The sequence below is a fragment of the Streptomyces sp. SM11 genome (assembly GCF_002910905.1).
Classification (GTDB): Bacteria; Actinomycetota; Actinomycetes; order Streptomycetales; family Streptomycetaceae; genus Streptomyces.
In genome coordinates this window covers 1-18,911 of the sequence record NZ_NEUE01000118.1, presented here as the reverse complement: position 1 = coordinate 18,911, position 18,911 = coordinate 1, and the positions used below count along the sequence as shown (strand labels likewise).

General features: G+C 69.4%; 14 protein-coding genes and 3 pseudogenes. 2 read left to right on the top strand and 15 right to left on the bottom strand.

Features of this window, described 5'->3' with window-relative positions; genetic code table 11:
• Nucleotides 1-20: 20 nt before the first annotated feature.
• Together mqnP and B9S58_RS08565 are read right to left on the bottom strand one after the other, a co-directional pair.
• Complete coding sequence (gene mqnP / locus B9S58_RS08570) at nucleotides 21-944, bottom strand: menaquinone biosynthesis prenyltransferase MqnP (protein WP_103531512.1); 924 nt, start codon at nucleotides 942-944, stop codon at nucleotides 21-23.
• Nucleotides 941-2,398, bottom strand: a complete 1,458-nt coding sequence (locus B9S58_RS08565; protein WP_103531558.1) for a menaquinone biosynthesis decarboxylase — start codon at nucleotides 2,396-2,398, stop codon at nucleotides 941-943. Before B9S58_RS08565 ends, mqnP begins: the two co-directional genes overlap by 4 nt.
• Before the next feature lie 143 nt (nucleotides 2,399-2,541).
• On the opposite strand from B9S58_RS08565, the gene B9S58_RS08560 reads away from it, so the two are divergent.
• Nucleotides 2,542-3,024 carry a PLD nuclease N-terminal domain-containing protein gene (locus tag B9S58_RS08560; protein ID WP_103531511.1) on the top strand — a complete coding sequence of 161 codons (483 nt, stop codon included), beginning with the start codon at nucleotides 2,542-2,544 and terminating at the stop codon, nucleotides 3,022-3,024.
• A gap of 73 nt (nucleotides 3,025-3,097) precedes the next feature.
• Here the strand turns inward: B9S58_RS08560 and ccsB are convergent, their stop codons facing one another.
• From ccsB to hemL, 7 genes are all read right to left on the bottom strand, one after another.
• A complete protein-coding gene (gene ccsB / locus B9S58_RS08555) occupies nucleotides 3,098-4,198 on the bottom strand; it encodes a c-type cytochrome biogenesis protein CcsB (RefSeq protein ID WP_103531510.1) in 1,101 nt (366 codons plus the stop codon).
• On the bottom strand, nucleotides 4,195-5,997 hold the full coding sequence (locus B9S58_RS08550) for a cytochrome c biogenesis protein ResB (RefSeq protein ID WP_103531509.1): 1,803 nt from the start codon (nucleotides 5,995-5,997) through the stop codon (nucleotides 4,195-4,197). Before B9S58_RS08550 ends, ccsB begins: the two co-directional genes overlap by 4 nt.
• Nucleotides 5,998-6,002: 5 nt before the next feature.
• On the bottom strand, nucleotides 6,003-6,725 hold the full coding sequence (locus tag B9S58_RS08545; RefSeq protein ID WP_047180754.1) for a cytochrome c biogenesis CcdA family protein: 723 nt from the start codon (nucleotides 6,723-6,725) through the stop codon (nucleotides 6,003-6,005).
• A 64-nt stretch (nucleotides 6,726-6,789) separates the two neighbouring features.
• Entirely contained in the window at nucleotides 6,790-7,392 is a 603-nt protein-coding gene (locus tag B9S58_RS08540) for a TlpA disulfide reductase family protein (protein ID WP_103531508.1), read from the bottom strand.
• 67 nt (nucleotides 7,393-7,459) lie between these two features.
• Nucleotides 7,460-8,743: a hypothetical protein gene (locus B9S58_RS08535; RefSeq protein WP_103531507.1), complete on the bottom strand. Its 1,284-nt coding sequence runs from the start codon at nucleotides 8,741-8,743 to the stop codon at nucleotides 7,460-7,462.
• 466 nt (nucleotides 8,744-9,209) lie between these two features.
• Nucleotides 9,210-9,929 carry a histidine phosphatase family protein gene (locus tag B9S58_RS08530; RefSeq protein WP_103531506.1) on the bottom strand — a complete coding sequence of 240 codons (720 nt, stop codon included), beginning with the start codon at nucleotides 9,927-9,929 and terminating at the stop codon, nucleotides 9,210-9,212.
• Complete coding sequence (hemL, locus tag B9S58_RS08525) at nucleotides 9,926-11,197, bottom strand: glutamate-1-semialdehyde 2,1-aminomutase (RefSeq protein WP_103531557.1); 1,272 nt, start codon at nucleotides 11,195-11,197, stop codon at nucleotides 9,926-9,928. Before hemL ends, B9S58_RS08530 begins: the two co-directional genes overlap by 4 nt.
• A gap of 478 nt (nucleotides 11,198-11,675) precedes the next feature.
• Here hemL and B9S58_RS08520 point away from each other — a divergent pair, with 478 nt between their 5' ends.
• Nucleotides 11,676-12,113, top strand: coding sequence for a hypothetical protein (locus B9S58_RS08520; RefSeq protein ID WP_003968390.1), 438 nt, complete (start codon nucleotides 11,676-11,678; stop codon nucleotides 12,111-12,113).
• 67 nt (nucleotides 12,114-12,180) lie between these two features.
• On the opposite strand, the pseudogene B9S58_RS38845 reads toward B9S58_RS08520, so the two are convergent.
• The 6 genes and pseudogenes from B9S58_RS38845 to B9S58_RS08495 all read right to left on the bottom strand — a co-directional run.
• A pseudogene (locus tag B9S58_RS38845) lies at nucleotides 12,181-12,599 on the bottom strand (tyrosine-type recombinase/integrase); the annotation flags it as partial.
• A 14-nt stretch (nucleotides 12,600-12,613) separates the two neighbouring features.
• Nucleotides 12,614-13,126 (bottom strand): annotated as a pseudogene (locus B9S58_RS38840) (flavoprotein).
• A gap of 45 nt (nucleotides 13,127-13,171) precedes the next feature.
• On the bottom strand, nucleotides 13,172-14,296 hold the full coding sequence (locus B9S58_RS08510) for a hypothetical protein (protein WP_181009236.1): 1,125 nt from the start codon (nucleotides 14,294-14,296) through the stop codon (nucleotides 13,172-13,174).
• Nucleotides 14,297-14,384: 88 nt separating this feature from the next.
• A complete protein-coding gene (gene fxlM / locus B9S58_RS08505; RefSeq protein WP_103531503.1) occupies nucleotides 14,385-16,463 on the bottom strand; it encodes a methyltransferase, FxLD system in 2,079 nt (692 codons plus the stop codon).
• Between the two features lie 21 nt (nucleotides 16,464-16,484).
• Nucleotides 16,485-17,108 (bottom strand): annotated as a pseudogene (locus tag B9S58_RS08500) (lanthionine synthetase LanC family protein); the annotation flags it as partial.
• Nucleotides 17,109-17,143: 35 nt separating this feature from the next.
• Nucleotides 17,144-18,811, bottom strand: coding sequence for an IS1182 family transposase (locus B9S58_RS08495; protein ID WP_181009235.1), 1,668 nt, complete (start codon nucleotides 18,809-18,811; stop codon nucleotides 17,144-17,146).
• Nucleotides 18,812-18,911 lie beyond the last annotated feature (100 nt).

Below are 18,911 nucleotides of genomic sequence, written 5' to 3'. Positions count from 1 at the left end.
CCGGCTCCCACCGACTGCTCCTACGGGGTCAGGCCCCGTGCCAGCAGGTCGAGCAGCGCACAGGCGAACAGCGCGATGCCGATGAATCCGTTCACCGAGAAGAACGCCCGGTTCAGCCGGGACAGATCGTGCGGCCGCACCACCCGGTGCTCGTAGACGAACGCCACCGCGACGATGACCATGCCGATCCAGTAGAAGACCTCGGCGTCCGTGGCCAGCCCGAACCACACCAGCAGCCCCGTCGTGACCGCGTGGCACACCCGCGCGCCCCACAGCGAGGCCGGGACCCCGAAGCGCGCCGGGAAGGAGAGCACCCCGTGGGCGCGGTCCGCCTGGACGTCCTGGCAGGCGAAGATCAGGTCGAAGCCGCCGATCCAGATGCCCACGACGAGCCCGAGGATCACCGCGTCCCACGACCAGCTGCCGGTCACCGCCAGCCAGGCGCCGACCGGACCGATGGCCTGCGCGAGGCCCAGGATGGCGTGCGGGAAGTTCGTGAACCGCTTGCCGTACGGGTAGACCACCATCGGCACGACGGCCAGCGGCGCGAGCGCCAGGCACAGCGGGTTGAGCAGCGCGGCAGCGCCGAGGAAAACGGCGAGGGCGACGAGCGCGCCGGTCCACGCGGACTTCACCGACACCGCGCCGGTCACCAGCTCGCGGCCGGCGGTGCGCGGGTTCCGGGCGTCGATCTCCCGGTCGATGATCCGGTTGGCGGCCATCGCGAAGGTCCGCAGCCCCACCATCGCCAGCGTGACGAGCAGCAGCGTGCCCCAGTGGATGGTGCCGTCCAGCAGGAACATCGCGGTCAGCGCGGCGATGTAGGCGAAGGGCAGCGCGAAGACCGAGTGCTCGATCATCACGAGCCGCAGGAACGCCTTGACCTTGCTGCCCGAGGGCGCGGAACCGGGTACGGACGCCGCCGCCTCCGCCGCGCTGCTCACAGCCCGTACTCCTTCCAGCGGCGGTCGACCTTCGCCGCCGTCTCCGGGTCGGAGACGACCATCTCCGGCCAGCCCCCGTCCCGGGTGTAGCCCTCCGTGGGCAGCTTCCGGGTGGCGTCGATGCCTGCCTTGCCGCCCCAGAACTGCTGGTACGAGGCGTGGTCCAGATGGTCGACCGGGCCCTCGGTGACCGTGAGGTCACGGGCGTAGTCGGTGTTGCCGAGCGCCCGCCAGGCGACCTCGTGCAGATCGTGGACGTCGCAGTCCGCGTCCACCACCACGATCAGCTTGGTCAGCGACATCATGTGCGCGCCCCAGATCGCGCTCATCACCTTCTGGGCGTGCTTCGGGTACTTCTTGTCGATCGAGACGATCGCACAGTTGTGGAAGCCGCCCGACTCCGGCAGGTGGTAGTCCACGATGTCCGGCACGACGATCTTCAGCAGCGGCAGGAAGAACCGCTCCGTGGCCCGGCCCAGCGGCCCGTCCTCGGTCGGCGGGCGGCCCACCACGATGGACTGGAGCAGCGGCCGCTTGCGCATCGTGACGCAGTCGATGGTCAGTGCGGGGAACGGTTCCTGCGGGGTGTAGAAGCCTGTGTGGTCCCCGAACGGGCCCTCGGGGAGCATCTCGCCCGGCTCCAGCCAGCCCTCTATGACGACCTCCGCCTGCGCGGGGACCTGGAGCGGCACGGTCTTGCAGTCGACCATCTCGATCCGCTTGCCCTGGATGAACCCGGCGAAGAGGTACTCGTCGATGTCCCCGGGCAGCGGGGCGGTAGAGGCGTACGTCACGGCGGGCGGGCAGCCGAACGCGATGGCGACGGGCAGCCGCTCACCGCGCCGGGCGGCGACCTGGTAGTGGTTGGCGCTGTCCTTGTGGATCTGCCAGTGCATCCCGATGGTGCGCTTGTCGTGACGCTGGAGCCGGTAGAGACCCAGGTTCCGGACACCGTTCTCGGGGTGCTTGGTGTGCGTGAGGCCCAGATTGAAGAACGAGCCGCCGTCCTCGGGCCACGTGAACAGCGCGGGCAGCCGGTCCAGATCGACGTCGTCACCGGTCAGCACGACTTCCTGGACGGGCGCGTCGCCTGACTTCACCTTCTTCGGCGGCACGTGCACCATCGAGCCGAGCTTCCCGAAGGCCTCCCGCACCCCGACGAAGCCCTGCGGCAGCTCCGGCTTGAGGAGCCCGCCGATCTTGTCGCTGATGTCGCTGTACGACTTCAGCCCGAGCGCCTTGAGCAGGCGCCGGTCGGTGCCGAAGACGTTCATGGCCAGGGGCATCGAGGAGCCCTTGACGTTCTCGAACAGCAGGGCGGGGCCGCCTGCCTTGTTGACCCGGTCGACGATCTCGCCGACCTCCAGGTGGGGGTCTACCTCGACCTTGACGCGCTTGAGATCACCATCGCGCTCAAGAGCCCGGAGCAGGGAGCGAAGATCGTCGTAAGCCATGCGGTCCAGTTTGTCATCCCCGCCCGCGCGGCCCCGCCGGGGCTCCCCGCCGCCGGGCCCCGGATCCTTCACGCCGAGCCGGTACCCTGGCCGCGACACCGGGGGAACACCGAGCCCCGCCACCGCCCACTGGGGGACGCACCATGAGAGCCCTGATGTTCATCGTCCCGCTGGCTCTGACGATCTACGCGTTCATCGACTGCCTGAACACCTCGGAGGAGGACACCAAGCATCTGCCGAAGATCGCCTGGGTCTTCATCATCCTGCTGTTCTGGATCGCCGGCCCGATCGTGTGGCTCGTGGCGGGCAAGGCACGGCACGGTGCGGCGGCGGGCGGCGGCGCCCCCTCCTCGTGGCAGCGGGGCAGGCGTACGCAGTGGGTGGCCCCGGACGACAACCCCGACTTCCTGAAGTCGCTCAAGGGCGACGAGAAGGACGGCGGCAGGGACGGCGCGGCCGGCGAGGACGCGCCGGAGAAGGCCGACGCCCCGCAGGACGGGCAGAAGGACGAGAAGGACCCTTCGGCCCTGAAGGACTGGGAGGCGGACCTGCGCCGCCGCGAGGAGGAGCTCAAGCGCCGCGAGCGCAGCGCCGGCCCCGACGAATCGGCCCCGCCCGCCACCTGACCTCACCGGAGAACGGATACGGCCCCCGTACGGATCATCGCGATCCGTACGGGGGCCGTATCCGTGTCCGGGCTCAGACCCCCGCGTAGGAGTGCAGGCCGGAGACGAAGATGTTCACGCCGTAGTAGTTGAACAGCCAGCAGGCGAAGGCGACGAGCGCCAAGTAGGCGGCCTTGCGGCCCTTCCAGCCGGCGGTGGCGCGGGCGTGCAGGTAGGCGGCGTAGGCGACCCAGGTGATGAAGGACCAGACCTCCTTGGGGTCCCAGCCCCAGTACCGGCCCCAGGCGTCGCCGGCCCAGATCGCGCCGGCGATGATCGTGAACGTCCACAGCGGGAAGACGGCCGCGTTGATCCGGTACGCGAACTTGTCCAGCGTGGACGCCGAGGGCAACCGCTCCATGACCGAGGCCGCGAACTTGCCGGGCGTACCGCCGGAGACGAGCTTGTTCTCGTAGCTGTCGCGGAAGAGGTAGAGGACCGTGCCGACCGCGCCGAGGTAGAAGACGGCACCGCAGATGATCGCGGTCGAGACGTGGATCCACAGCCAGTACGAGTGCAGCGCGGGCACCAGCTGGTCGCTGTCGGTGTAGAGCGTCGTGACCGCGATGCCGAGGTCCAGAAGGACCGTGGTGACCAGCGGGAGGCCGATCCAGCGGACGTTCTTCTTCAGCGCGAGCAGCACCAGGTAGGAGCCGACCGCCACCGTGGAGAAGGTGATGGAGAACTCGTACATGTTGGCCCAGGGGGCCCGCTGCACGGACAGGGCGCGGGTGGCGACGCCGCTCGCCTCGACGAGGAACGCGACCACGGTCAGCGAGACCGCGATCCGGCCCCACAGGTCGCCCTTGAACGTGCCGCCGGCCGCACCCGGGCCGTCGGGCACGTCACGCGTCCCGGCGGCGGCGCGGGTGATGACCTCGGGCCGCTCCAGCACGGCGGTGCCGCCGGACTGCGCCTTCGCCACCGGGGGGGCGGCGGAGGCACCGGCTCCGGCTCCGGCTCCGGCTCCGGCTCCGGACAGCGCGGCGGCCGTGCGGCCGACCTTGCTGCGGCTGCCGAGGACCCACTCCGCGATGTGCGCGAAGAAGGCCAGGGTGTAGACGGCCATCGACGAATAGATCAGCACATTGCTGGTGTTCGCCAGGCTCTCGTTGGTTGCGGCGGCGAGATTCACTTCTCAGCCCCTTCGACAGGTGCTTCGGCAAGGTGTACGGGCCGGCTCCCGGCCTCGTTCGTGGCATCGGTGGTGCCGGGCTCGTCCGGCGCATCCGACTCGTCCGGTTCCTCCGGTGCGGCGGCGGGGGCGACGGGCGCCGTGGTGACGAGAGCGGCCGAGAGGTCGCCCAGTTCCTCGGGGAGCTTCGCGGACTCGCTGCGGCCCAGGCCCGCCATCTCCACGACCGTGACGCCGTCGGCGCCCCGGACCGCCCGCACCCACACCCGGCGGCGCTGGATGAACAGCGATCCGGCGAGACCGGCGATGGCGGCGACGGCTCCACCGAGCGCCCAGCCGTTGCCCGGCTGCTGTGAGATCTGGAAGCTGGCCCACTCCTCGACGCCCTCGAAGGTGATCGACCCGGCGCCGCCGGACAGTTCCAGCTTCTCGCCCGGCATCAGCAGCTTCTTGAGCAGCTCGCCGTCCTTGTCCTTGAACTCCTTCATCTTGGACGTGTCGAGCTGGTAGACGTTCTGCGCGAGCCCGGAGTCGACGCCGAGCGAGCCGTGGTAGGCGCTGAGCGCCAGCACGGGGAAGTCCAGGCCGGGGAACTGCGAGAACATCTGGCCCTGGCCATGGCCGGCGAACGTCGGCACGAAGAACGCCTTGAAGCCCAGCTGGGTCTTGACGCCCTTCTTGTCCTTGTAGCCGTCCATCACCTTGATGGCGCCGGACGAGGTGATGTTGTTGTCGATCGGCAGCAGCGGGACGGCGGACCGCGAGACGACCTTGCCCTTGCCGTCCCGGACGGTGACGACGGGGGCGTAGCCGTGGGCGATCAGGTAGACCTTGGTGCCGTCCACGACGAGCGGTTCGTTGACCTTGATGACACCCTTGCGCTCCGCGCCCTCGGCTCCCCCGGTGTACGTCACCCGGGCCTCGAAGGTGCGCGGGGTGCCGCGCTGCGGGCCGCTCTTCTCGTACGTACCGACGAAGTCGTCCAGCACGAAGCTGAACGGGGCCAGGGAGTCGGAGTCGTAGAGCGAGCCCGACCGGAAGTCGTCGTACTGGGTGAGCGTGTTGGAGAAACCGTCGCCCTCGACGACCAGCTTGCCGCCCTCGGACTTGAAGAGCTGCCCGGAGGCGAAGGCCACCAGCATCACGATCAGGGCGATGTGGAAGACCAGGTTCCCGGCCTCGCGGAGGTAGCCCTTCTCGGCGGCGACCGCGTCGCCTGCCTCGTCCGTCCGGAAGCGCCGCTTGCGCAGCACGGCGAGAGCCGCCGCACGGACCGCCTCGGGCTCCGCGTCGGTGCGCCAGGTGGTGTACGCGGGCAGCCGGGTCAGCCGCTTCGGCGCGCCCGGCGGGCGGCTGCGCAGCTGGCCGACGAACTGGCCGGTGCGCGGCACGATGCAGCCGATGAGCGAGAGGAACAGCAGGATGTAGATCGCGGAGAACCACACCGAGCTGTAGACGTCGAAGAGCTGGAGCTTCTCGTAGACCGGGGTGAGGGTGGGGTGCTGGTCCTTGAAGGCCTGCACCTTCATGTCGTCGACGCTGGTCTGCGGGATCAGCGACCCCGGGATCGCGCCCAGGGAGAGCAGGAAGAGCAGGATCAGCGCCACCCGCATCGAGGTGAGCTGCCGCCAGAACCAGCGGACCCAGCCGGTCACGCTCATCGCGGGGACGCCCGCTCCGGTGTCGGGGCGCTCCTCGCGGGGGGCGGTGGAGAGCCGGTCGCCGGCCGCGCCGTGGGCGGAGCCCCGCGCGTGCTCGTCCTCGTGCTGCCGCGTCTCCGTGCTGTTCGCCTTGCTCATTGGACTCAGATCCCTACAACGAAGCCGCTGGACCAGCTCTGCATGTGCTGCATGAGCGTGGCCCACGCACCGGTCAGCAGCAGGATTCCGGTCACGATCATCATGCCGCCGCCAATCCGCATCACCCACGCGTAGTGCCGCTTGACCCAGCCGAACGCGCCGAGCGCCTTGCGGAAGGCGACCGCGGCCAGGACGAACGGGACACCGAGTCCGAGACAGTACGCGACGGTCAGTATCGCGCCGCGTCCGGCGGTGCCCTCGGTGAACGCGAGCGTGCTCACGGCGGCGAACGTCGGGCCGATGCACGGCGTCCAGCCGATCCCGAAGAGCGCGCCCAGCAGCGGCGCCCCGGCCAGTCCGGTCACCGGCCGCTTGTGGAACCGGAACTCGCGCTGCGTCACGCCCGGCAGGAGTCCCATGAAGAAGACGCCCATGAGGATCATCAGGACGCCGAGGATTCTGTTGAACAGCTCGGCGTGCACCTGGAGCTCCCGGCCGAAGTAGCCGAAGAGGGCTCCGCCCGAGACGAAGACGACGGTGAAGCCGAGCACGAAGAGTGCGGCGCCCGTCACGACGCGGCCCCGGCGCGCCTCGGCGAGGTCGGTGCCGCTGACCCCGGTGACGTAGCTCAGGTAGCCGGGCACGAGGGGGAGCACGCACGGGGAGAAGAACGAGATGAGACCGGCCAGCAGGGCGATGGGCAGGGACACCAGGAGGGTCCCGCTCATGACGGTCTCGTTGTACGCGGCGAGCGTGACGGTCTCGTGGTGGGCGGCGAGCGGGATCACCGGATCACTTCTCCGCGATGATCGGGTCGATCATCTTGTGCAGTTCGTCCGCGTCGAGCGCCTGGAGCGTGCGGGCCGCGATCTTCCCGTCCCGGTCGATGACCACGGTGGACGGGATGGCCTGCGGGTTCAGGGTGCCCTTGGGAAAGCGGAGGATGAGCTTGCCGATCGGGTCGTAGAAGCTCGGGTACTCGACCCCGTAGTCCTTCTCGAAGTTGATCGCTGCGTCCCGCTGGGCGTCGCGGGTGTTGATCCCGACGAACTGGACGCCCTGGCCCGCCGTCTCCTCGGAGACCTTCGCGAAGTACTTCGCCTCCAGGCGGCAGGGGCCGCACCAGGAGCCCCAGACGTTGAGCACGACGACCTTGCCCCGGTAGTCGGCGAGGTCGAGCGGCTTGCCGTCCAGACCCTCGCCGTCGAGCTTCGGCGCCGCCACCCGGTCGCCCTTCGCGACGGTGGAGACACCCCCGCTGCCGGTGACGAAGTTGGTGTTGCCGCCACCCCCGGCCGTGCTGCCGCCGCTGCACGCGGACAGCGTCAGGGCACCGGCTACTGCGGTGACGGCGAGCAGGGTGAAACGGCGTCGGGACGCGCGGCCAAGGCTCATGTGAAAAGTTTCGCATGGCAGATTCCGGGCTTCCCCGCGCCCCCCTCGGTGCCCGTAAAGCCCCTTGTCAAGCCTGTTTAAAGAAGGAGTTCCAGCCGCCGACGGGCGCCTGACCGACGTCCAGCGTCCGGAGCTTGGCGAGCACGGCGGGATCCTGTACGTCGAGCCAGTCGACGTACTGCCGGAAGGAGACGAGACGCACGTCGTCCTTGTCCGCCACCTTCTTGATCACTTCTTCCACGGCGTCCATATAGATGCCGCCGTTCCACTCCTCGAAGTGGTTGCCGATGTAGAACGGCGCACGATTCGACTCGTACGCGCGCCGGAAACCGGCGAGATACGCCCCGGCCGCCTGGGTACGCCAGCCCGGATAACGCGAGGGCATGCCCTTCGTCGAATTCTTCGACTGATTGGCGAGGATGTTGTAGTCCATCGAGAGCACCTCGAAGGAGTGCCCGGGGAACGGCATCGCCTGTAGCGGCAGATCCCAGACGCCGCCGCGCTTCACGGGCCAGACCTGACGGCCGCCGGGCGAACTGGCGTCGTAGCGCCAGCCCAGTTTGCTCGCGGTCGGCAGGAGATTGTCCTGGCCGAGCAGGCAGGGGGTCCGGCCGCCGATCAGTTCCTTCCGATAGTCGAACGGGAGCGGGTCCTCGTTCTCCCAGCCGGTATTGGTCCGCCATTCTGTGACGAACGACACAGCCTGATTGATCTCGCTGTGCCATTGGGTGGGCGTCCAGCGCTCCACGGATCCGGAGCCGGCACAGAAATGCCCGTTGAAGTGGGTGCCGATCTCATGGCCGTCCAGCCATGCCTGGCGTACGTACTTCAGCGTATCCTTGACGTGATCGTCGGTGAGATATCCGATGTCGGATGCGCCACGGGGGTTGTTCGGCGGACGGTAGAGGGATTTCTTCGACTCGGGCAGCAGATAGATCCCGGAGAGGAAGAACGTCATCGCCGCGTCGTGTTCCTTGGCGAGTTCGAGAAAGCGCGGGAAGAGCCCGTTGCCGACCTCGCCCGCGCCGTCCCAGGAAAAGATCACGAACTGCGGCGGCTTCTGGCCGGGTTCGAGCGGAACGGGCGACGGCGGCTGGTGCGGCTGCTTGCCGGTGTCGGCGGTCGAGCCGTCACCGATCAGCCGGCCCTTGTTCTTCGGTGAACCGTTTCCGCTGCCGTTGCCGCTGGCGTCGCCGTTGCCGCCGGCGCCGGTGTCGCCCTTGCCGCCCTGGCCGCCCTGGCCGGACCCTCCGTCGCCGGAGGTGTCCGAGGCGCCACAGCCGGCGAGTCCGATCGCGGCTGCGGCGCCGAGCCCTGCCCCGAGCAGACCCCTTCGATTGATGTCGCGCATACCGTCCCCATCTGCGGTCGTTTTATCTCAAGCACATACAAACTGCTGAAGAGTTAGATGAGCCGCGTAACACGTCGGTTCCGTGCAATTGGGGACTTTCTTTACGCTTTACCTCTCGGGCAGCCCGACCGATCATGATGCGACGCCCGTACAGCGCTCGTACGCTCCTACGGGCGCCCCTGATGGGGACGCAGGAGCGGCCCTCCGCAGTTCTGCCGCCGGGTCGGCTTCCCTGGACCGTCGAACTCATGCACGGGCGCGGAGACCGTCCGCCGGCCGAGCCCGGCTGGACGTCGCCCCACCCGGAATCTGACGGCCTGCCACATCACCCCCGGCGCAACGGCCCGAGGCCTTCCCGTACCGCACCGGCGGCACAGGGGACGGGACCGGCCGCCGTTGCTCCGGCGACCGGTCCCGTCGTGTCCCACGTGTCTTTCGGTGGCTGCGTCCGCAGCTACGGCTACGGCTACGCGCCGAACGCCTTGGACTGCCCCGGCTTCCCCTTCACCGGCTTGGCCCCGGCCAGCAGGTGCACGGGCACCAGGTCCCGGGCCGGCTCCGAGTAGCCTACCGAGACGATCCGGTCGCCCCGGTAGGTGAAGCTGGTCAGCGAGGCCAGCGTGCACTGCCGCTTGCGCGGGTCGTGCCACAGGCGGCGGCGCTCCACGAAGGAGCGCAGGATCCAGATCGGCAGCTGGTGGCTGACGCAGACCGCCTCGTGTCCGCGCGCCGCGTCCCGGGCGGCGTCCAGCGCGCCCATCATCCGGACGACCTGCTCGATGTACGGCTCGCCCCAGGACGGCTTGAACGGGTTGGTGAGGTGCTTCCAGTTGTCCGGCTTGCGCAGCGCGCCGTCGCCGACGCCGAAGGTCTTGCCCTCGAAGACGTTGGCGGCCTCGATCAGCCGGGCGTCGGTGGCCAGGTCCAGGCCGTGCACCTTGGCGACAGGGGCGGCCGTCTCCTGGGCGCGCTCCAGCGGGGAGGCGACGACATGCGTGATGTCGCGCTTCTCCAGGTGCTCGGCCACCCGGTCGGCCATCGTCCGGCCCAGGTCGGAGAGGTGGTAGCCGGGGCGGCGCCCGTAGAGCACGCCCTCCGGGTTGTGCACCTCGCCGTGCCGGACGACGTGCACCACGGTCAGCTGCTCGTCGCGGTTCGCGTTCTCGCGGTTCGCGTTCTCGCTCATGCGGTGGCCTCCGATGCGGCGCGGGCGGCGGCGGGCAGGGCGGCGGCGATGCGCTCGACCGCCCGCTCGTCGTGGGCCGTGGAGACGAACCAGGACTCGAACGCCGAGGGCGGCAGGTAGACGCCCTGCTCCAGCATCGCGTGGAAGAACGCGGTGAAGCGGAAGACGTCCTGCTTCTTGGCGTCGTCGTAGTCACGGACGGGCTCGTCGGTGAAGAAGACCGAGAACATGTTGCTCGCGGCGGACACGGTGTGCGCGACGCCCTCCTTGGTGAGTGCCCCGCCCACCAGGCCGCGCAGCTCGGCGGAGACCGCGTCGATCTTCGCGTACGCCGCGTCGTCCAGCAGTCGCAGCTGGGCGAGCCCGGCGGCGGTGGCGACCGGGTTCCCGGAGAGCGTGCCCGCCTGGTAGACCGGGCCGGCCGGGGCCAGGTGCGCCATCACGTCGCGGCGACCACCGAAGGCCGCGGCGGGGAAGCCACCGCCCATCACCTTGCCGAAGGTCATCAGGTCGGGCCGGACGCCGTCGACGCCGTACCAGCCGGCCTTCGACGTACGGAAGCCCGTCATGACCTCGTCGGAGATGTACAGGGCGCCGTTCGCCGCGCACAGCTCCTTGAGCCCGGCGTTGAAGCCGTCCGCCGGCGGGACGACGCCCATGTTGCCGGGCGAGGCCTCGGTGATCACGCAGGCGATCTCGCCCGGGTGCGCGGCGAACGCGGCGCGCACCGCGTCCAGGTCGTTGTACGGCAGCACGACGGTGTCGCCGGCCGTGGCGCCCGTGACCCCCGGGGTGTCGGGCAGCCCGAAGGTGGCCACGCCCGACCCGGCGGCGGCGAGCAGCGCGTCCACGTGCCCGTGGTAGCAGCCGGCGAACTTCACGACCTTGGCCCGGCCCGTGAAACCGCGGGCCAGCCGGATCGCCGACATGGTCGCCTCGGTGCCGGAGGAGACCAGGCGCACCTGCTCGACGGGCTCGATCCGCGCCACGATCTCCTCGGCGAGCGCGACCTCGCCCTCACCCGGCGTACCGAAGGAGGTGCCCCGGGACGCCGTCTCATGGACGGCGGCGATGACCTCGGGGTGAGAGTGGCCGAGAATCATCGGCCCCCACGAGCACACGAGGTCGACATACTCACGGCCGTCGGCATCGGTGAGGTACGGACCGGTGCCGGACACCATGAACCGGGGCGTACCGCCCACGGCCCGGAAGGCACGCACGGGAGAGTTCACGCCGCCGGGCGTCACGACGGACGCCCGGTCGAACAGCGACTGCGAAACTGGGGCTTCGTATGAATACGCCACTTTGGTCCTGATCTGCGATTCGGGTATCGGGAGGCCGGGCCGGGAAATCCCTATCCATCTCGGCCACCGGTGAGCAGGGAGCGCGCTCCCCTCGTATCACGAAAGAGCGTCAGCCCCCTCGCGTCTGCGAAACTGGGGCGTCACAGGGAAAGCTCACACATGCCATGGTGTCAGAGGCACGGACGGTCTTGCGGACAGGTGTTTCACCGCACGCCCGTGGGGGAGGTCACTGACACGATGATCGGGTTGCACGGCGGGGGCTGTGTCTCCTAAGAAGTAGTCGGGTGGATGAGATATGCATCGCGGTGGCGGAGTGGGCGAAGGGACCGACGACCTGGGGCCCGAGCCTGCCCGGCGAGGGCGGCACCGGCGCAGGGCCGAGCGCGCCCAGAGACGGGGCGCGGAGAGCACGCCGCCCCCCGGGACCAGGAGCGGGGGCGGGATGGGGGTGACGTACAAGTACTTCGGCGCCCCGGACGGCGCCACCGCCGCCCGCGTGCCCATCTCGATGCGCCCGGAGGAGCTCGGCGGTGACGAGCTGGGCATGGGCGGCATGTTCACCAAGATCAAGCCGGAGACCGTGGCCGCCATGGTCCTGACCGGAATCCAGGGCATACCCCTGCACAAGGTCCCCCCGCTGGAACTGGTCGTCCTCCACCCCGACTACGCCGTGGTCAAACTCCCGATGACCGTCGTCGACCCGCTGCGCGGCGTCGGCGAGGAGTCGGTCGGCGCGGCGGCCTTCATCTGGTCCACGGTCCCCGACCGCGGCGGCCCGCGCGACGCCTTCAACGTCTACCAGCTGCTCCACGAGTGGCAGGACTTCTCCCACCGGCTGCACGACGCGGGGCACCAGGCGTACTGCCTGGTGTGGCCCTGAACTGGGGTTTCGGTGGGTTCGGTCGGGACTTCCGGGTCCCGCTCTCGTTAGTGCCTGAGAGGGGCCGTCAGGCAGCCAGGGCACATTGAGGGCACATTGGTTTCGCTTCGGGCACTGATGTGGCCCGGGCGGCAGCGGGATCGCCGTCGTCCTCGATCTCAGCTTCCGTGAAGGCGTCGTCGATCGCCTTCGGGTGCGGGTCTCACTGGACGGCAGCAGGTGGGTGTACGTCCGCAGCGTGAAGCCCTGGTCCGAGTGGCCGAGGTACTCGGAGAGTGCCTTGATGCTCTCGCCCGCGTCCAGAAGCACGGAGGCGTAGGCGTGCCGGAGGGCGTGCATGCCGTCTTCCCGCGCCGCCTGCAGGTAACGCGCGCCGCGCTGGCGGGGAGGGATCATGCCGGCGGCGGCCAGGGCACGCTTCCAGTCGCCCATGTTGAAGACGCTGCGGTTGTAGGCCCGCTTCTTCTGGTCGGCGAAGAGGAGACGGATACCAGCGCTGATCACGCCCGCGCGGACAGCGCAGGAGCGACGAGCTCCAGCACTTCCTCCCAGGGGTAGCGGTCGGCCCCGCCGACGGCCTTCGGCCGGTGAGGCTCGTACGAGCCGATCAGGATGCCCATCTCGCGCAGCCGCGCCAGGCTCTGGCGGTACGCGGGGTGGGCAGCCTGGGCCGAGTTCAGGAAGGGCAGCACGGCAACCGGGATGTCCATGGCGGGTGCTTCGCACAGGATGCCCAGCGCGAGATTGTCGGAGATCCCGGCGGCCCACTTGTTGACGGTGTTGAAGCTGGCCAGAGCGACCGCGATCGCAACCGCAGGCCGAGTAGGACGCGATTCTCCAAGTGATCGCCAGGCCGAGCGGATGGGGTGGCCGGCCGGTCTGGGCCTCAACCGCCTTCACGTCAAGGAAGCCGAGTTCCTGTGGGGTCGCGATGACTCGACGTCCCAGTGCCATTCGTGTGCGGTGATCAGCTTGCCGACGTCGGTGGCAATGCTGGCCTCGCACACCACGATCTGGAGGAACGGCTTGTCGGGATCTGAGTGTCCATCAGGCTCACTTCACAGAGGCAGTGCGTTCGGGTCGGAAAGGCGTGCAAGGCTTTCCCGGATCACGCTGTCGCTGGCGCTCAATGCCGCTGTCAGTTCTGCTTGCAGCTGGTCCGGCATAGTCCCTGCCCCGATGGCGCAGGCACGTACCAGGGCGCGGCAATCCTGTTCTTGCCGATCGGTGGCGATCGCGACGAACAGAGGGTGCGCCAGGTTCTCGCGGGCCGCGTAGCCGTCTTCGGCGTCCGTTGTCCTCCGGTGGAGATCCTCGACGATGCGGTGTGCAGCGGGCGCCTCGGCGGAGCCGATCGCGTCGAGGACGGTAAGGCCGAGCCGGATGTCGAAGACGGTTATCCCAGGTTCGGCCTGCCGCTCAAGACAGGTGGCTGCCAGGTCCCTCAGGTGGCTGTCGACGGGCTGCCTGGCGTCACGCCGGGACAGGGCGGTCAGACAGGCCGTGACGGCTCGCTCCCACGGATCGCCGGGCATCGTCTCAGTGAGCAGAGCAGCGGCCCCTGCTGTGTCACTCACAACGAGGGCGGCAAGTACAGCGACCTGACGCCCGTCGAGCATCCGTTTTCCGACGCCATGGTGAGCTTCGATGTGTGCCAGGGCCTCGGCCCAACGTCCCTCGGTGGTGAGAGTGCGCGTGCCGTCGGCGAGGAGCACGCGCCACAGCCACGCGCGAACCTCGTGGCGGTCTTCGTCGGTCGCAGTGAGGTCCGCGGGCACGGTGACGCCCTCGAACCGAACAGGCGTGCCTACCTCGACGGCCCCATACAGGTCGAGCAGTCGCCGACGGCCCTCATCTGCGCGGCCGGCGCGGATCTGGAGGCGGGCGAGGTTGACGACGGGCTCCAGCCCCCGGATCGCGGTCATGCCGGGCAGGGGGCAGGCGTGGAGGTAGGCGGCGGCATGCTGGTGGCACATCTCGCGTGCGAGGTCGGGAACGTCGAGATCGGAGGCGATGAGCGCAGCCTGGTTGTAGACGGAGGACGCCACCCCCTGATCGGTCTCCGCCATCGCGGTGTCGGCCAGGTCGACGAGCGCGCGCACGCGCTTCGGCAGGGGAAGGCAAGCGGGCCGGAATCGGGCGACGAGCGGAAAGCGCTGAGCTGTGGATCCGTGCGGGTCCACGGACTCCCCCAGGTGTGTGTGAAGACGGATAAGGCCACGGTGGCCGCCGGTTGCGCGTCGGCGGCCACCGCCCACTACGCGTGGGGTGTCAACTCCAGTCGACGACGATGCGGTTCAGCGGGGTGTCAAGCGCGAAGAGGCCGGCTCGCTGCTCGATCGCGGGGGCGTCGAGAGGCTGGATCTCGAACGTGGCTTCACGGCCCCGGTACTCCAGGTCCCACGCGCGGATGGCCGCAGCGACCTTTGCGGCCAGTTCATCGCTGCCGGGACCGTGGCCGATGACCCCGAACTCCCACAGCTTGCCGCCCTCGGAGGTCTTCTTCTCCGACAGACGCCGTGCGAGGTAGGTGACGGCGCCTTTGTCGACGGCTGCGGTCGAGGAGGGGTAGGGGTCCTCGGTGAGCAAAGTGCCCTTGGCGGCTTGCGGGAAGAGCATCCGGATCAGGCCGGAGGGGAGAGCGCAGGTGAGGAACAGTTCCATCCACTCCGGCGACTCCATGGCGCGGACCGTCATGCCCGTCCACTCCTCGGTGCGCGGCTCGTGCAGGACGCCGTCGAGGGCCTCGGCGTCGATTGCCTGCCCGGCGGGGACCTGGAGCCGTACGGTTCCGTCCGTGCTGAGCGGGATCGCCCGGCGGTCGTCGTCGGCGATGCCCCGCCTGAGCGGCATGAAGGTGTTCATCTCGCTACCGAGGGACATCCACCGGCCATCGCGCTGCTCATAGGCGATGGACCGGGACACCGTGCCCTTGAGGCGCTGCGGAACGAGAAGCCGGCCCCCGGGAGCAAGCTGCTGCAACCAGGCGTGCGGCACGCCGTGCGCGCCTACGGTGGCGATGATTCGGTCGTACGGCGCACCTTCCGCGTAGCCGAGGGCCCCGTCTCGGGTGACCGCCTCAACGTTGGTGGTTCCGGCGGCGGAGAGATGCGCGCGGGCGCCCTCTACGAGGTCGTCGTCGACATCGAGCGTGGTGACGTGCCCGCTCTCACCGACCAGATGGGCGAGCAGACCGGCGTTGTAACCGGTGCCTGCGCCAAGTTCGAGGACGCGCTCGCCTTGCTGGGCGTCGAGCTGGTCCAGCATGAGGGCGACCACGCCCGGCTGGGAGGCACAGGAGATCGAGCTGCCGTCGGTGTCGTACTTGATGTGCACCGGCGCGTTGGCGTATGCGTCTTCGAGCGGCACATCGGGCACGAACACGTGACGGGGCACGGTCCGCAACGCGGTCTCCACGCCGGGAGTGCGGGCGCTTCCGTCAGCGCGGAGCTGGTCCACCAGGGCGTTACGGAGGCGCGCGGCATCGGACGTCGGAGTGGCGATCGTGTCGGTGTTCACCCCTTTCACGCTATCGGCGTCGGTCGTCGACTCGGTCGGCGACGCGGTGTGGTCACTCGTTCCCATGACTGCCTCTCGTGCAATGTTGGACAGAGCGCTCTGGTCGTCCCTGATGAGACCGGCGCGGTTGGCGTGGAAGATGATGTGGTGGGCTATGACGGCTCGCAGGCCGCGTGTGAGGGCGCCGCGGCAGGCCAGCGCGGCGAGCGCGGCACCGGCCCGTTCGAAGGCGGTCACCCACTCCTCGTGCGCGTGGAGTGGACCACCCTGGTTGCAGAGGCTGTAGGCGTCAGCGGTCATGAGCTTCCGCATCGCCGGAACCAACTCAGCGGCTCGTTCGGAGCGCGCTGGGTCGGTGGGCGGCCGAAGAGCCGAGACCTTCGCCCATACGTCGCCCTGCTCGAACCAGTCGAGTCCGGCGCCGCGCATCATGGCGCTCGCCAGCAGGACCGCAGTCTCCTTGCGCCCCAGGTGGTCCGGGCTCGGCTGGTAGGTGAGCAGGTGGCGGGAGTCGCTGTGGAACAGTCCGTGGGCCGTGTCCATAGCGTCCGGGCCGCCAAATGCCTCGGACTCGGGCTCGTAGAGAGAGGGCAGCCATGACACGACCGCCCCGTCACCCACGAGATCGCTCAGCAGCGACTCAATGATCGGGGAGGGCTCGTCGGCGAGGTACCGCAGCGGCCAGGGCTGCTTGTTCATGAACCACCAGCCGGTGAGCTGCCCCTCGGTCTCGGCTGTGATCAGGGCGGGCCCGAGGCGTTCGTCGATGGCGTGCCGGGCGCTCTCGCGGTCGATGAAGGTGATGTTGTGCTGCTGCCAGTCAGGGGGCATCGAGGTCCTTCGGTCGGTGAATCAAGCAATGAGCAGGCAGGAATCCCAGGCGGACTGGGGCGGTGCGGCGGTATCGGCAGCGAGAAGAGCCAGGGCTACTCCGGCGGCTCCATCGAGCAGGCCGGGCCCCGCTCCGGTGCCGCTGACAAGTGCCGTGGCCGCGCGTTCGAGGTCGTTGTCCACCGAGCAGATAGCGGCCAAGAGTCCCGGGATCGCGCCTCGGAGTCGACCGGCGGTTGAAGGATGGGCGTCTGCGGCCGTGCGGACGGCGATGTGGGTGAGGCCGGCGAAGCCGTGGCACAGGCCGTGGTCCGTCGTGGCGCCGAGCTGGTCCGGGTCGGTGAGGGCGGTGGCGAGCGCGCTTTCCGCCGTGATCTGGCGTTCGATGTCGCTGGTAGCGAGCGCGGCAAGTTGCTGAGCGCGGGCGAGGCCGACGGTGCCGTAACACCATGACGGCCGCCGGAGCTTGGACGCGGCGCGGCGACCGGTACGTAGCTCGCTCCGGGTAATCCAGTACGGCCAGGTTGGTCCTCGGCCTGCCTCCTCCTGCCAGCGGTCGAGCCAGGTCAGGATGGTGCGCAGCGCTCTGAGGTGCCCGTTCGTAACGGTGCTCTTCCGGGCGGCGAGGGCCAGAAGCACGAGCACTGAGCGACTCTGTCGGGAAGCTTGAGGACGGGGGGTCACTTTCCCTGCCGCCACCACAGGGGTCGGGGCAGGTCGCGTGCGTCGAGGTACTGCTGGAACGCGGTGGGAGGGCGGGGACGGTAGGGGCTGTTGGCGGGTTCCTGAAGGCTGAGTCGCTCGACGTTGATCGCGAGTGCGGTCAGGATGTGTTGGACGTGGGTCTTGGCCCGTCCGCGGTAGCGGCACCGGCGGCCGTGGTGGCCGTCCGCGAATTCCTCGATGGTGCCCTCGGCCCCCGAGCGCCGCGCGTAGAGCCGGCGCCAGTCCGTGTCCTGCTGGTCGGCGCGGTTCTTGGCCTGGAGTTCGTGCAGGTGGCGGGCGGGAAAGTAGAGGCTGCGGAAGGGGCCTGGGGTGCATTTAGCCTGTTCGGGGCAGCGGCCGCACTGGCGGGCGTCGAACCGGACGGTGACCTTGGTCGGCGCTGCCACGGGGAGGTCCTGCCAGTTGCCGCTGACCTGTCCGTTGGGGCAGGTGACCTCGCGTCGGTCGAAGTCGATGATGAAGTTGTCCCTGCCGAAGCCGTCCCGGGCTCGGTGTTGCGGGCTGGTGTTGGGCGCGAGCGGTCCGATCAGGTCGACGCGGTGGAGGCGGGCGGCGGAGTCCATGCCGGCCACGGAGGTGTAGCCGCCGTCGACCAGGTGCTTCCCCGGCAGCAGACGCAACCTCCTGAGACGGGCGTGGATGCCGGGCAGTGCTTGGCTGTCCGCGCTGGAGACGACAGTGGCCACGTCGGTGATCAGGTTGACGTGCTTGTCATCGCAGGTCTCGGTCACGTGTACGAGGTAGCCGTTCCAGCGAGTGTCGCCGCGCATGGTGCAGCGGGCCTCGGTCTCGTACGGGGAGGTGATCCGGACTCGGGAGGGCGGCTGGCCGTCGCGCTTCGTGCGCGGCCGGAACCGGCCCTTGGCGTCCACCAGGAAGTGCTGCACCAGAATCGCCCGGAGCACCTTCGCCTGCGGCAAAACGGTGCCGCCGGGGAAGTGTGTGTCGAGATGGTGCAGCAGTTCGCGGGCGTCGTTGCCCGCCTGCTCGAGGCGGGCAACGGGGTGACTGGGCTGGGAGCATAAGCGCACCGGCCGCCCGTAGCGCGTCGCCCACTCGGCCGTGACCAGGTCATCCAGCAGCTCCGGCGCCTGGCGGGCCACCTCCTCCAGCGCGGCGCGGACCGCCTCGGTCACCAGCTCCAGACGGGTCAACTCCCGGGCAGCGGACAGGACGTGGGTGGAGTCGGTGCGCTGCGTGACGCGCCCCTTGAGTAGGCCGGCCCGCCGGATCCGGGTGAGCGCCAGGCCCAGCAGCCGGTCGGCACGGTCGCCTTCGGCCAGTCGGTCACGGAAGTCGGACAGGACACTGTGATGGAAGCCTGGGTCCTCCAGCTCCAGCCCGAGGGCGTACTTGAAGTCGATCCGGCAGCGCACCGCCTCAGCGGCCTGGCGGTCGGAGAGATTCATCGCGTACTGCAGCACGCAGACGGTGGCCAGCTGCGCGGGTGAGAGCCCGGGCCGGCCATCACGCGGGTACCAGGCGGCGAAGTCCTCATCGCTCCACAGACCGTCGAGGCGGTCACGGATCCACATCGCGGTGGTGCCCCGGGGGTTGCTGGCCCGGGCGACACGCACGGTCAGCGGCGGGATCTTGGCTCCGGAAGAGGGCTGGAGGGACAATACGGGCTCCTGAAGAACGCGGACGGCACGATCCACCGAGCCTGGCGCAGCACCACGATCGTTTGCTGCCCGTCCTCAAGATTCCCGACAGAGTCACTCA